Genomic DNA, 12,596 nt, shown 5'->3' with positions numbered 1-12,596 from the left:
AAGTGGTCTGAGAGGTCAGAGGCGGAAGCAGCAGTTCCGGATAGCTACAGGGGGCGCGGTGGTGCGCTGCAGATGAGGCGCCTGTAGCGGCGCTTCAGAAAACACGGGGATGGCCACATGCAAGCTGAAATTGGCTGGCAACGTGCCGATGGCCACCGGCGACGGCAACTCATACTTGTCGGCGGACTGCTGCCCAGCTTGGCAATGTGCATGGCACAGACTGGGCTGCCCGTCGTCCATGGTGAGCGGCATGGACTCCGCGCAGGGCATACCCGCTTCGGCCATCGCGGCCGCTTCAGCGATTTTTGCTTCGGAACCGGGACAGACGTAGCTCGCCACAGCCAACTGCATGAACAGCAGGCTGATCAGTGCAAAGAGCACGGTGATCAGGCGGTGGCGACGGTTTCGGGTCACGATTTAAGTTTACTGGAGGTGCAGAGCGGGTGAAAGTTCCATGCGAGCACAACGCGTGGTCTTGTTCGTGGCGACTTTTGGCATTCCTTCTCGGTTGCCCGTCAGTGCGGACGCGGAAACCGCAAGCAAAACTGCGTTTTCCCGGCTGTCGATGTGACCGATACGCTTCCACCGTGAGCCAGCATGATGGCTTTCGTGATGGCCAGGCCAAGTCCTGCACCATCCGATGAAGGGTGCGCGCGCGACTTGTCAACCCGGTAGAACCGATCAAACAGCCGGGGCAGATCGGACGCGTCAATGACGTCGCCGGTGTTCGTCACGCACAGGCTGCAATCCTGCTCCGAAGAGCGGATGGTGAGTTCGATATCGGTGCGGGGGTGCGCATGGCGCAGCGCGTTGGACAGCAGGTTGCCGATGGCCCGCCGGATCATCAGGCGGTCGCCAGATACCGCGCCCGACCCCAGGACCCGCAGACGAATCTCTTTGTCCTCGGCAACCGCATCGTAGAAATCCAGCAGGCTGGCCACCTCGTCTTCCAGCGCGACCTTCTCTCGATTCGGGAGCTGAATGCCGTGATCGGTCTTCGCGAGAAACAGCATGTCTGACACCATGCGAGCCAGGCGCTGGAGCTCCTCGGCATTGGAGGCGAGGATGTCTCGGTAGGTGTCGGGATCGCGACGTTGCGAGAGGGACACCTGGGTCTGGGTCAACAAGTTGCTGATGGGTGTACGCAGTTCATGTGCGAGGTCGCTTGAGAACTCCATCAGCTTCGCAAAATCCAACTCCAGCCGCTCAAGCATCGTGTTGAGGCTGTTGGCCAGTTCCGCCATCTCTACCGGCACCGCCTCGATCGGCATCCGCTCGTCGAGCTTGTGGGCGGTCACCTTCAGTGCTCGATCCTTCATGATCCGCAGCGGCGCCAGACCGCCGCGAGCAGCCCACCAACCCAGCAAGCCACTGAGCAGGGTGGCGATCACCACGTATATCGCCAGCTGCTGGCGCAATACCTGCATGAAATGGTTGTGGTGTAGTGTGTCCAGGGCGAGCGTCAAGCGGATGCGCTTCCCTGAACTTCCAGCTCCGCCAGTCACCTGGGCTGCCGACAGCTCTGTGCTCATTCCGCGCAACTGTCGTTCGCCGTCGGCCCAATCCATGGGCTGACCCATGGCGCTTTGGGCGGCCAGTTCGGGTGGAAAAGAGATGCTGCTTGGTCCAAACAGTTGTTCATCGCCAAGCGTGATTGCGATAAACAAGCCATGGTGGCTGTCCAGCAGCTCATTGAGCTTGTCGGTCAGCTCGGCGGCATCTGGCGTCTCATCGACGATCTTCTGGATCAAATGCACCTTGTCCTGCAGGTAGTGACGGTCTAGATCGACGAAGTGCAGATGGGTGGACCACGCAACCAGCAGCCCCAGACCGAGTAGAACCGAGGCGGAAACCAGGGTGTGCAGAACGGTGAGACGGGCGGTGAGGGTCAAGCGCCGGATCATCAGGATGACTCCGGTACTTCCAGCACGTAACCCATGCCCCGCACCGTCTGCAGCAGACGGTATTCAAATCCGTCGTCCACCTTGGCACGCAGTCGGCGCATGGCCACCTCGATGACGTTGGTGTCGCTGTCGAAATTGACGTCCCACACCTGAGAGGCGATCAACGAGCGAGGCAGCACCTCACCCTTGCGGCGCATCAGCAACTCCAGCAAACCGAACTCCTTGGCGGTCAGGTCGATGCGCTTGCCCGCGCGGGTCACCCGGCGGCGCAGCAAGTCCAGCTCCAGATCGGCGACTTGCAAGGTGGTCGGCTCCATGCCAGAGCGCCCCCTACGCAGGATGGTGCGCACCCTCGCCAGAAGCTCGGAGAATGAGAACGGCTTGACCAGATAGTCATCCGCGCCCAGTTCCAGTCCCCTGACGCGGTCATCCACATGATCTTTGGCCGTCAGGAACAACACCGGTATCTGGCGGCCTTGGTCGCGCAGACCCTTGAGGATCTCCCATCCGCTCATACCGGGCAGCATGACGTCCAGGATGACGAGGTCGTGGTCGCCCTCCAGGGCCTGGTGCAGTCCATCCACCCCATTGACGAGCCATTCAACGGCGTAACCGGCCTCGCGCAGCCCCAGACGGAGGTAGTCACCGGTCTTGGGTTCGTCTTCAACGATCAGAATTTTCACATGCACTCCTGGCCGGCATTTTCGCTGCGAGCGGCTGCCATGAACCGAGCCTGACAACTTTGTAATGTGCTCGAAAGGTTCGCGACGGGGGGGGCTTTGCAAACTGCATGCAGCTTGAAACGGCTGAACAGGAGCAAATAAGTGATTCATCGACGCAATTCCTTCCCAGCACTGCGGGCCATCGCTCTGAGTGTGTTGGTCATTCCTTTGGGGGTGTCTGCCCAGCTCGCTCCGGCACCCACCGAAAAGAACTGGCGTGAGGCCAACGACGCCGTTGGGCAATTCAAACGTGGCCATGCGGACATTCTCAAATGGGAAAAAGAAAACGCGCCCGCAGCGCAAAACCAGGTGGAGCCTGCCGCCAGTCTGAGCTTGATGTCGTCAGAAGAGGCTGTGCGCCAAGCCTGGCGGGCGCACCGTGAACTGATCAAGCCGATGAACCGGATCGGTGAAGCGAACGTGGACCTGCTTGCCAAGGGCCGATGGGTCGAACTGGATCCAACGCTTCAGCGCAGGGTAGACGATCTGGACGAACTGATGGAAGTCGCCGCGCAGGGTCGCAAGGCGTGGCTTCAAGCCGTCGCCGCCCGCCAGGTCCTCAAGCAACACCGTAGCGCTAAGGATGCCGCCGAGGCCGGTAACGAATTGGGTCGCCGGATGGTGAGCGTGGGCAACTGGAGCAAGCTCCAGCAGGCTCAGGTTCAGCTGGCGCAGTCTTCCGCTCAGATGAATGTGCGACGAGCACAGTACGCGGCCACACAGGCGGAGGCCTCCCTCATCAGGACACTGGGGCTCACGGGAATGCACACCGCTGTCGCCCTCCCAGACCAATTGCCAGACCTACCGGCCCAAGCCCTGTCGCTACAGTTTTTAGATGGGCGGGCCACGGCCATTGCGGCACAACTGCCGCGTGCAGAGGGCATGAAAAACGGGGCCAACGTCCGACAGGCGCGCCAGGCCTATCTGTCCAGCCACGTCTTGGCCGTGAGCGCACGTGAGGAAGTGCTGAAGGTGCGCGAGTTCATCACCGAGGAAACCATTCTTCATTACAACGGAATGCTCAAGAGCGTCTGGGACTTGTTGGGTGAGGTTTCCAGTCAGTCGCAAGCGGTGGCCAGCGCTATCGAAGCGCAACGCGACTTCTGGATCGCCGAGACCGACCTGCAGTGGGTCCTTCAAGGTGGAGCTCCTGACAGCTTTGTCTCTCTGGGCGGTGGCAGCGGTGAGCCCGTGTCCGCTGCCGGTCACTGAACGCAATGAAAGCACGGAAAGAAAATTAGCATGAGCCTCCTCAATTCACGTCGTCAATTCTTCGCAGGTGCCGCAGCTTCGGTGGCTGGGCTGGCGGTTGCGCGATCTGCCATGGCCGCCTTGCCCGAACCGGTCTACGCGACCTCTGTGGACACCGCGCCTCCGTTGATGCCGACCACAGGCCGACCCTACAACCCGGTGGTGACGCTCAATGGATGGACCTTGCCCTGGAAGATGAACAACGGTGTCAAGGAATTCCACCTGGTGGCCGAACCTGTGGTGCGCGAAGTCTCGCCTGGATTCAAGGTCAACATGTGGGGCTACAACGGCCAGAGCCCGGGCCCGACGATTGAAGTGGTCGAAGGCGACCGGGTGCGCATCTTCGTCACCAACAAGCTTCCCGAGCACACCACCATTCATTGGCATGGCCAGCGTCTGCCCAACGGCATGGACGGCGTGGGTGGTCTCAACCAGCCCGCCATCCCCGTGGGAAAAACCTTCGTTTATGAGTTCGAAGCGCGCCGTCCGGGCACATTCATGTACCACCCCCACGCGGACGAAATGGTCCAGATGGCCATGGGCATGATGGGCATGTGGGTCACCCACCCCAAGGCCAAGCACCCGCACATCAGCGAGGTGGATCGAGACTTCTGCTTCCTTCTCAACGCCTTTGACGTCGAGCCCGGCAGCAAGACGCCCAAAACCGCCACGATGACCGACTTCAACATCTGGTGCATGAACAGTCGGGTGTTCCCGGCCATTGACACGCTCAACGTGCGTCTGAACGACCGTGTCCGGATTCGGGTGGGCAACCTGACCATGACCAACCACCCCATTCACCTACATGGGCACGAGTTTCTGGTGACGGGCACTGACGGTGGACCGACGCCACCGAGCACACGCTGGTACGAGGTGACGACCGACGTGGCCGTGGGGCAGATGCGCCAGATTGAACTGATCGCCGATGAGGAGGGCGACTGGGCTATGCATTGCCACAAGAGCCACCACACCATGAACGCCATGGGCCACGACGTGCCAACCATGATCGGCGTGGACCACCGAGGGATGATCAACAAGATCCAGAAAGTGGTGCCTGACTACATGCTGATGGGCGAGCGCGGCATGGCCGACATGGGCGAAATGCAAATGCCCATACCCGACAACACCGCCCCCATGATGACCGGCACAGGCCAGTTTGGGCCGCTGGAGATGGGTGGCATGTTCACGGTGTTCAAGGTGCGCAAGGATCAGAAGCCCGGCGACTACAAGGATCCGGGGCACTACAAGTTCCCCGAGGGCACCGTCGCGCGCGAATGGACAGGTGGCCCGTTGCCCGCTGTCAGGCCGAAGGCCAGTGCAGACACAGCGCCTGCCAGGGCGACGGCGGTCAAACCCAGTGGCGCGGCCATGAAGCACTGAGCAGAATTGTTATCTCCCCACCCCCTCAACTCCACCAGCCGATAGGAACCTTCATCATGCGTATCACCCAAACCCTGTTCGTGGCCGCTATTCTTGCTGCCTCCACCGCTTCATTCGCTCATGGCGATGAAAAGCACGCCAAAGGGACTGCTCCCATGAAAATGGAGCAAAAGGAATGGGGTATTGGCGGCCTCTCGAATGCTGTCAAGCGCACCGTGGAGATCCGCATGACGGACAACATGCGCTTTACGCCCGACCTCGTTGAAGTCAAGCAAGGCGAAACGATCAAGTTTGTTCACGTCAACAACGGCAAGGTAATGCACGAATTCGTCTTGGGAACCAAGAAGGAGCTCGATGAGCATTCCGCGTTGATGAAGAAGTTTCCTGGTATGGAGCACGATGAACCCTACATGGCCCACGTGGCGGCAGGCAAGAAGGGGGAGATCATCTGGAACTTCAACAAGGTCGGTGAGTTTGACTTCGCCTGTTTGCTTCCTGGCCACTACGAGGCAGGCATGGTTGGCAAGATCAAGGTCGTTGCCAATTAGACCTTCACGACATCTCGATCAAGGAACGACATCATGAACACATACACCCAAAACGTGGCGCAACTTCTTGCCGCTGCTGCGCTTTCACTGTCTTTGCCGTCGATGGCACAGATGACAATGGACCACAGCAAGATGGGCATGGATCAAGCCAGAACGGGTACGGCGGCTACACCAAGTCTGACTGACGGCGAGGTACGCAAGATCGACAAAGAAAACGGCAAGATCACGATCAAGCATGGCGAAATCAAGCACATGGACATGCCCCCCATGACCATGGTCTTCAACGCCAAGGACAAGGCCATGCTGGACAAGATTCAGGTGGGCCAGAAGATCCAGTTCATCGTTATTCAGGACGCCGGAAAGATGGTCGTCACGGACATTCAGCCCGGCAAATGAGCTGACGAGCGCACTCAAAGGCACCTCACGTGAAGGGCTCGGTTTCTAAGACCGGGTCCTGTGCTTTTTTGATCTCCAGTGTTCCTCGTATGCATTGGTAGCATCGGATGTCATCCTGGCCGACTTCTTCTGAGGGAAGTTGTTTTCGATCGTGAGGTGAGGTCCTCATCCATCACGAGTATTTCTATAGGCCCGATCACCAGGAGATACAAATGACAGCTACAACTCAGCCGCAAAAGGCCACGCTCTACCGCATGGTCATGGACAAGCACGTGTGCCCCTATGGATTGAAGGCAAAGGATCTTCTGCGCCGCAAAGGATTCAAGGTGGAAGACAACTGGCTGACCACCGAGGAGCAAACCGACAACTTCAAATCGGAGCATGGCGTGAAAACCACGCCACAAATCTTCATTGATGGAGTTCGGGTCGGCGGATACGACGACCTCCGCCGCCGCTTTGGTCTGACTGTCGCAGACCCGAAGGCCACGACCTATCGGCCTGTGCTCGCGCTCTTCTGCATGACGGCGCTGATGGCCCTCGCGGTGAGCTACGCCGTTTTCGAAAATCCTTTCACAAGCCGAGCAGCGGAGTGGTTTGTTGCCTTCAGCATGGCTGCGCTGGCGCTGCTCAAGCTTCAGAACGTCGAGAGCTTCGCGACGATGTTCCTGAACTACGACTTGTTGGCCCGGCGGTGGGTACCCTACTCGTACATCTATCCGTTCGCCGAAGGTCTGGCAGGGGTCATGATGATCGCGGGTGCCCTGAATTGGTTTTCGATCCCGGTGGCTCTATTCATCGGAACCGTGGGGGCCGTTTCCGTCGTCAAGGCTGTGTACATCGATCGCCGCGATTTGAAGTGCGCATGCGTTGGCGGCGCCAGCAATGTGCCGCTGGGCTTCGTATCACTCACCGAAAATCTTCTGATGATCGGCATGGGTGTCTGGATGGCCTTGTCAACGTCAAGCCACGCAGCAGCCCCGTGAGCTCTTACGCCTCCTGACTTTGTGCTGACCAAGATGTAATGGATTCGAAAGCTGCAGGTCATGGGTCCCTCGATACATTGAGCTCGTACGCTGTACCACATTGATTCAGTCGAACGATGTGATTTTTGTTCTCAAAGGAGATCTCCATGAATCGCAAGCTCAGCATCCTCATCCTCTCCATCGCCGCCATGGCGCCCGTTTTCGCAATGGACGCCGCCCAGTCCGAGGCCAAGCAAGTCATTTCGCTGCAGGGCGGCGAGAAGCTCTACGTTTTCAAGGACGGCCTGATGGCGAAGGAAGGCAAGTTCGGTGGCGTGGTTCACCTCAGCAAGGGTGAAGTTGTCCAGACGGCCGATGGGAAAAGCATCACCACGATGGGCAATGAAGTTGCGCGCCTGCATGTATTGCTGAACAAGGGCCACAGCAATTGAGGCAGGGCCAACTTAGCTAGAGCACCCAAGGCTTCGCTGCATTCGAACCAGGACTCCAAGACCTTCTCGTCATTGCTCGTGAGAGGGTCTTTTCTGTGGAGTATCTGCTCTTTGGGTGCTTTTCCTGGATCGCCGCGTTGCGTAACCAAAGTGCATCGCCGATCACCAGTGCCGCGGTGGTGTTGGGGGGTGCGGACGAAAACTTGGACTACCAGGAGGTAGTTCATGTGTTCCTACTGACGTGCCTCCGAAAAATCTGCACAGGTCAAAACTAGAGGTGCTGTCGCTTTCCAAGGCCTCGAGAGGGGCAAGGGGAAGCGATGAAGAAGTCCCGATTCAGCGAAGAGCAGATCGCATATGCGCTGCGAATGTCCGACGGCGGTACGCCAGTGGTAGACGTGTGCCGCCAGATCGGCATCTCAGAGGCCACGTTCTGCACCTGGAAAAAGAAGTACGGGGAGCTGGGCGTGAGCGAGCTGCGCAAGCTCAGACAGCGTAGCCTGTGGAGGCAGGAACGTTGCAAGGTCAGCGTGCACCGCTCGTGCCGACTGGCGCTGCTGCAGCGTTCGAGCTGGTACGCCAAGAGCGCGGCGCGCGATCAGAGCCTCCTGCGTCAGCGCATTCGAGACCTCGCGATGAGTAGGCCCCGGTTTGGCTATCGGCGTGTCCTGGTGATGCTCAAACGCGAGGGCTGGGAGGTGGGAGAAAAGCGCGTGTACCGGTTGTATCGCCTGGAAGGCCTGCAGTTGCGTATGAAGGTCAAGCGCCGCAAGCGCATCGCGTTGCCGCGCGGCAAACCGCAGCCTGCAACCGGGCCAAACCAGCACTGGAGCATGGACTTTGTGCACGACCAGACACAAGATGGACGACTACAACCACCACCGTCCACACGGCTCACTCGGCAACCTGACCTCGAGCGAGTTCGTCAACAGCAGGTCAGTTCAACCCCAGGAAGCGGTCAGACTCTAGTTGTTAACTGCCCGGTCTAAGGGGGCACGTCAGTACCCCGGAACATGGGCCGTCGAGAGAAACTGAGAGAGCAAACGGCCAGAACCGGAGGAGGAGCCGCCTGAGAATCTGCCCAGAGAGAAAGCGACTGTTGCGAAACCCGCATGAAACGGGGCTTTGCACCAGAAAAAAAGCCTCAGTGAAACTGAGGCTCCAGACTTGCTGGCGGAGAGGGTGGGATTCGAACCCACGGTACGTTGAAAACGTACACGGGATTTCGAGTCCCGCGCATTCGACCACTCTGCCACCTCTCCGTGTTCGAAGCCTCGGATTCTAGCAGGCTGCGGAGCGGGGTTTGCCGCAGGTGGTTCGGGCAGGCCGGGTGAGACAATGCGCCATCGCTTGTCCGCTGGTCCTTCATGCTCGTCGATACCCAACCCGCCACCTACCAGCATGTGCCCGCTTCGCCCGAAGTGCGCGACCACTGGGTCAATTCCCAACTCATCGGGGTCCTGATGGACAACATGGGGCCCTCGCTGCTGGCGGGGGTGCTCTCCCTGCCGGTGCTGGTCTACCTCATGGCCGGCCAGGCGAACACCATCGCGCTGGCGGTGTGGGCAAGCTTGACGCTCGTCATGCTGGTGATGCGCTACCGCCTGATCGGCATCTACCGGCTGCGCCACGACAGCCTGGAAGGCCCGCAGCGCATGAATTTCGTGGAGCGCTACCAGTGGTCCTGGACGGCCATGGCGCTGCTCTGGGGTGGCCCGGTGTTGCTGAGCTACCAGCAATCGACCCAGGCCACCCAGTTCGTGTGCGGGCTGGTCGTGCTGGGCCAGGGCCTGCTCACCCTGACGGCCTTCAGCGCCTACCTGCCGGTGTTCCGCCAGTACGCCAACGCCCTGATCTTCTCGGTGTTCGTCGGGCTGGCCTGGAACACCTTGTGGATGCTGCACAAGCCCGAAGCGGTGCAGATCGGCCTGGTGCTGATGGCGCTGCTGTTCGTCTTCTGGGGCTTGCTGATCATGGCGGGCCGGCGCCTGCACGAGGTGCACCGCTCCAGCTTCGAGCTGCAGTTCTCCAATCAGGAGCTGATCGATTCGCTGACGCTGCAGACCCGCGCCTCGCTGCGGGCGGTGGCGACCAAGAACCGCTTCCTTGCTTCGGCAGCGCACGACCTGCGCCAGCCGGTGCACGCGCTCAGCCTGTACGCCGACTGGCTTGCCACCGAGCCGGAGATGGCGCGCGACATCGCGCCGCGCATCCTGCAGTCCACACGGGCGATCAATGAGCTGTTCGACTCCCTGTTCGACCTGACCCGCATCGACGCCGGCAACTACAAGGTGCGCCTGCAGCACGTGGACGTGAAAAAACTGTTTGCCGACCTGTCGCTGCAGTTCGAGCCGGTGGCGGTGGGCAAGTCGCTGCGCCTGCGCACGCACACCCGGCCCTGCACGATCTGGTCCGACCCGGTGGTGCTGCGCCGCATCCTGGGCAACCTGGTGTCCAACGCCTTGCGCCACACGCAGCACGGCGGCGTGCTGCTCGGGCTGCGCCACCGCGAGGACATGCTGGTGTTCGAGGTGTGGGACACGGGGGTGGGTATCGCCCGCGAGCACCAGCAGGCGATCTTCCAGGAGTTCTTCCGGGTGTCGCAGCACCAGGGCACCGAGGACAGCCTGGGCCTGGGCCTGACCATTGTCTCCAAGCTCACCTCGCTGATGGGCTACCAGCTCGCCTTGAACTCGGTGGCCAACCGGGGCAGCGTGTTCCGCGTGATGCTGCCCGACTTCACCCAGCGCGAGCCGCTGGAGGCGCACCCGACGGCCTCGGGCGTCAACTCCGGTTTCTGAAGGGGTGCCTCGCCGCCCGGTTGGGGCGGGCCAGGAGGGTGGTCAGAGGTCGAGCAGGCCGGCGGTGCGGGCCAGGTGGCTCGCCTGCGAACGGCTCTTCACGTTGAGGCGGCGGAACAGCCGCCACAGGTGCACCTTGACGGTGTGTTCGCTGATCTGCAGCTGTTCGGCGATGTCGCGGTTGCTCAGGCCCCGGTCGAGCATGACCAGCAGCTGCTTCTGGCGCTTGGAGAGCTTGTCGGGGATGGTGGGCGCGTTTTCGTCTTCCACCTCATCGGCCAGGAACTCGCGCAGCACCTTGGCGATCTGGGCGGCACCGGCGGACTTTTCCACGTAGGCATCGGCGCCGGCTTCCCGGGCCAGGTCTTCGTAGTCGGAGGAGGGCGAGGCCGAGAGCACGATCAGGGACGTGTCGGGCAGCATCTGGCGCACCTCTCGCACGCCCGAGACGCCGTTGGTGTCGGGCAGCTTCAGGTCGAGGCAGACCAGCTCGGGCTCGCCATGCTCGGCGATGGCCTTGCTCACGGCCGCCAGACGTTCAAGTTCAACGACCTGCGTGGAAGCACGCAGGCGTCGCAACAGCATGACGACGGCTTCGCGCATCAGCGGGTGGTCGTCGATAACAAAAATACTCATGTCTGGCGGGCCGGTAATAACGGAGGTCGAGTTGACAGCATATCGAGAATGCACGTGTTTGGCGATAGCCAATAACGGGCCAATGCAGTCGTTCTTTTTACTTTTGGAACCCAACACCCGGGGGTATTTGAGCCGAGGGGCTCAACGCCGCCGGGGGATCGAGGTCAGAAGAACACGTTCTCGGGGTGCACTGCAAGCCCCGATTGTGTATCAAAGCTTGAACAGGGGTGACACAGGGCGGACACTTATGCCTTGTCGGGGCCGAAATGGGCCAGGGCCTGGGCCAGTGCCGCGGGGTCGGCCTGGGTGGTCAATTGCGCCTGCAACCCGTCGAGGGCCTGGCTGCCTTGCTGCTGAAGGCGCGCGATGGCGCCGGCGGCTTCCTTGCCCGAAGCGAATCCCGTGCTCTGCAGCAGCAGCTGCCCGCCGGCGTCGACCAGCTTGAAATAGAACAGGCCATCGCTTTCGCGGTACTGCTTGAAGGCCGGCGCGGCCGCCTTGGCGGCTTTGGTGGTGGTGGCCGACACCGCGCTGTCGAGCCGGCGCAGGCCGACGGCCTCGCGCAGCCGGGCGGTGAAGGGCGTGGCGATGGCGCGGGCCTTGTCGGCGCCGGCCTTGAGGGTTTTTTCGATGCGCGCCGGGTCCTGGATGAGCTGGTCGTAGACCTCGCGCAGCGGCGCGATCTCGCGATCCAGGCGCTCGAACAGAGTCTGCTTGGCGTCGCCCCAGGCGATGCCCTCGGCGAAAGCCTGGGCCAGCGCGGTGGTTTCGTCGGCCGAGGCGAAGGCCTGGTAGAGCTGGAACAGCGCCGAGCCTTCGGTGGACTTGGGTTCGCCGGGCGCGCGCGAGTCGGTCACGATGCCCATGATGAGCTTGCGCAGCTGTTCGCGCGGCACGAACAGCGGAATCGTGTTGTCGTAGCTCTTGCTCATCTTGCGGCCGTCCAGGCCGGGCAGCAGGGCCACATGGTCCTCGGTCACCGCTTCGGGCAGCGTGAAGTGCTCTCCATAGAGGTGGTTGAAGCTGGACGCCATGTCGCGCGCCATCTCGATGTGCTGGATCTGGTCGCGGCCCACCGGCACCTGGTGCGCGTTGAACATCAGGATGTCGGCCGCCATCAGCACCGGGTACATGAAGAGGCCGGCGGTCACGCCCGCGTCGGGGTCTTCCCCGGCGGCGTTGTTCTTGTCGACCGAGGCCTTGTAGGCATGGGCGCGGTTGAGGATGCCCTTGCCGGTCACGCAGGTGAGCAGCCAGGTGAGTTCGGGGATCTCGGGGATGTCGGACTGGCGGTAGAAGGTCACCTTCTCCGGGTCGAGCCCGCAGGCCAGCCAGGTGGCGGCGATCTCCAGCGTGGAGCGCTGCACGCGGGCGGGCTCACCCACCTTGATGAGCGCGTGGTAGTCGGCCAGGAAGTAGAAGCTCTCCACCTCGGCCAGGCGGCTGGCGCGCACGGTCGGGCGGATGGCGCCGACGTAGTTGCCCAGATGAGGGGTGCCGGAGGTGGTGATGCCGGTGAGGACGCGGTGGGTTTTCATGGCGGG

13 protein-coding genes and 1 tRNA gene are annotated in these 12,596 nt (G+C 61.3%); 8 read left to right on the top strand and 6 right to left on the bottom strand.

From position 1 onward, the window contains the following. Nucleotides 1-15: 15 nt before the first annotated feature. From ABSY19_RS07380 to ABSY19_RS07370, 3 genes are all read right to left on the bottom strand, one after another. Nucleotides 16-414: a hypothetical protein gene (locus tag ABSY19_RS07380; protein WP_382160759.1), complete on the bottom strand. Its 399-nt coding sequence runs from the start codon at nt 412-414 to the stop codon at nt 16-18. Nucleotides 415-515: 101 nt separating this feature from the next. Further along, nucleotides 516-1,892 carry a heavy metal sensor histidine kinase gene (locus tag ABSY19_RS07375; protein WP_382160757.1) on the bottom strand — a complete coding sequence of 459 codons (1,377 nt, stop codon included), beginning with the start codon at nt 1,890-1,892 and terminating at the stop codon, nt 516-518. 11 nt (nt 1,893-1,903) lie between these two features. Continuing rightward, nucleotides 1,904-2,587, bottom strand: coding sequence for a heavy metal response regulator transcription factor (locus ABSY19_RS07370; protein ID WP_382160755.1), 684 nt, complete (start codon nt 2,585-2,587; stop codon nt 1,904-1,906). Nucleotides 2,588-2,728: 141 nt separating this feature from the next. On the opposite strand from ABSY19_RS07370, the gene ABSY19_RS07365 reads away from it, so the two are divergent. From ABSY19_RS07365 to ABSY19_RS07335, 7 genes are all read left to right on the top strand, one after another. After that, nucleotides 2,729-3,838: a hypothetical protein gene (locus tag ABSY19_RS07365; protein ID WP_382160754.1), complete on the top strand. Its 1,110-nt coding sequence runs from the start codon at nt 2,729-2,731 to the stop codon at nt 3,836-3,838. 30 nt (nt 3,839-3,868) lie between these two features. After that, nucleotides 3,869-5,257 carry a multicopper oxidase family protein gene (locus tag ABSY19_RS07360; protein WP_382160751.1) on the top strand — a complete coding sequence of 463 codons (1,389 nt, stop codon included), beginning with the start codon at nt 3,869-3,871 and terminating at the stop codon, nt 5,255-5,257. A 56-nt stretch (nt 5,258-5,313) separates the two neighbouring features. Then, nucleotides 5,314-5,805 carry a plastocyanin/azurin family copper-binding protein gene (locus ABSY19_RS07355; protein ID WP_382160748.1) on the top strand — a complete coding sequence of 164 codons (492 nt, stop codon included), beginning with the start codon at nt 5,314-5,316 and terminating at the stop codon, nt 5,803-5,805. A gap of 33 nt (nt 5,806-5,838) precedes the next feature. Further along, nucleotides 5,839-6,201, top strand: coding sequence for a copper-binding protein (locus ABSY19_RS07350; RefSeq protein WP_382160746.1), 363 nt, complete (start codon nt 5,839-5,841; stop codon nt 6,199-6,201). Nucleotides 6,202-6,413: 212 nt separating this feature from the next. Continuing rightward, on the top strand, nt 6,414-7,184 hold the full coding sequence (locus ABSY19_RS07345) for a MauE/DoxX family redox-associated membrane protein (RefSeq protein WP_382160743.1): 771 nt from the start codon (nt 6,414-6,416) through the stop codon (nt 7,182-7,184). Nucleotides 7,185-7,330: 146 nt separating this feature from the next. Continuing rightward, nucleotides 7,331-7,615, top strand: coding sequence for a CopK family periplasmic copper-binding protein (locus ABSY19_RS07340; protein WP_382160740.1), 285 nt, complete (start codon nt 7,331-7,333; stop codon nt 7,613-7,615). 320 nt (nt 7,616-7,935) lie between these two features. After that, nucleotides 7,936-8,604 (top strand): transposase, encoded by a 669-nt coding sequence (locus ABSY19_RS07335; RefSeq protein ID WP_382160737.1) that lies wholly within the window; start codon nt 7,936-7,938, stop codon nt 8,602-8,604. 182 nt (nt 8,605-8,786) lie between these two features. Here ABSY19_RS07335 and ABSY19_RS07330 read toward each other — a convergent pair. Then, nucleotides 8,787-8,877 (bottom strand) — tRNA-Ser (locus ABSY19_RS07330). A 105-nt stretch (nt 8,878-8,982) separates the two neighbouring features. Between ABSY19_RS07330 and ABSY19_RS07325 the strand changes: the two genes are divergently transcribed. Then, nucleotides 8,983-10,416 (top strand): sensor histidine kinase, encoded by a 1,434-nt coding sequence (locus ABSY19_RS07325; protein ID WP_382160734.1) that lies wholly within the window; start codon nt 8,983-8,985, stop codon nt 10,414-10,416. Between the two features lie 42 nt (nt 10,417-10,458). Here ABSY19_RS07325 and ABSY19_RS07320 read toward each other — a convergent pair whose 3' ends face one another. Together ABSY19_RS07320 and ABSY19_RS07315 are read right to left on the bottom strand one after the other, a co-directional pair. Continuing rightward, on the bottom strand, nt 10,459-11,052 hold the full coding sequence (locus tag ABSY19_RS07320) for a response regulator transcription factor (RefSeq protein ID WP_204732508.1): 594 nt from the start codon (nt 11,050-11,052) through the stop codon (nt 10,459-10,461). A gap of 245 nt (nt 11,053-11,297) precedes the next feature. Beyond that, complete coding sequence (locus tag ABSY19_RS07315; protein ID WP_382160731.1) at nt 11,298-12,590, bottom strand: tryptophan--tRNA ligase; 1,293 nt, start codon at nt 12,588-12,590, stop codon at nt 11,298-11,300. Nucleotides 12,591-12,596: the final 6 nt, after the last annotated feature.

This window comes from Hydrogenophaga sp. ANAO-22 (assembly GCF_042466645.1).
In the GTDB taxonomy this organism is placed as follows: Bacteria; Pseudomonadota; Gammaproteobacteria; order Burkholderiales; family Burkholderiaceae_C; genus Hydrogenophaga.
The sequence above is the reverse complement of the archived record's forward strand: the minus strand, read 5'-3'. Positions and strand labels throughout refer to the sequence as shown.

Bases quoted from the DNA above. Each gene is read 5' to 3' on its own strand.
- ABSY19_RS07340 (WP_382160740.1), top strand. From the start codon at position 7,331: ATGAATCGCAAGCTCAGCATCCTCATCCTCTCCATCGCCGCCATGGCG.
- ABSY19_RS07335 (WP_382160737.1), top strand. From the start codon at position 7,936: ATGAAGAAGTCCCGATTCAGCGAAGAGCAGATCGCATATGCGCTGCGA.
- ABSY19_RS07315 (WP_382160731.1), bottom strand. From the start codon at position 12,590: ATGAAAACCCACCGCGTCCTCACCGGCATCACCACCTCCGGCACCCCT.
- ABSY19_RS07350 (WP_382160746.1), top strand. From the start codon at position 5,839: ATGAACACATACACCCAAAACGTGGCGCAACTTCTTGCCGCTGCTGCG.
- ABSY19_RS07325 (WP_382160734.1), top strand. From the start codon at position 8,983: ATGCTCGTCGATACCCAACCCGCCACCTACCAGCATGTGCCCGCTTCG.
- ABSY19_RS07360 (WP_382160751.1), top strand. From the start codon at position 3,869: ATGAGCCTCCTCAATTCACGTCGTCAATTCTTCGCAGGTGCCGCAGCT.
- ABSY19_RS07345 (WP_382160743.1), top strand. From the start codon at position 6,414: ATGACAGCTACAACTCAGCCGCAAAAGGCCACGCTCTACCGCATGGTC.
- ABSY19_RS07355 (WP_382160748.1), top strand. From the start codon at position 5,314: ATGCGTATCACCCAAACCCTGTTCGTGGCCGCTATTCTTGCTGCCTCC.
- ABSY19_RS07320 (WP_204732508.1), bottom strand. From the start codon at position 11,052: ATGAGTATTTTTGTTATCGACGACCACCCGCTGATGCGCGAAGCCGTC.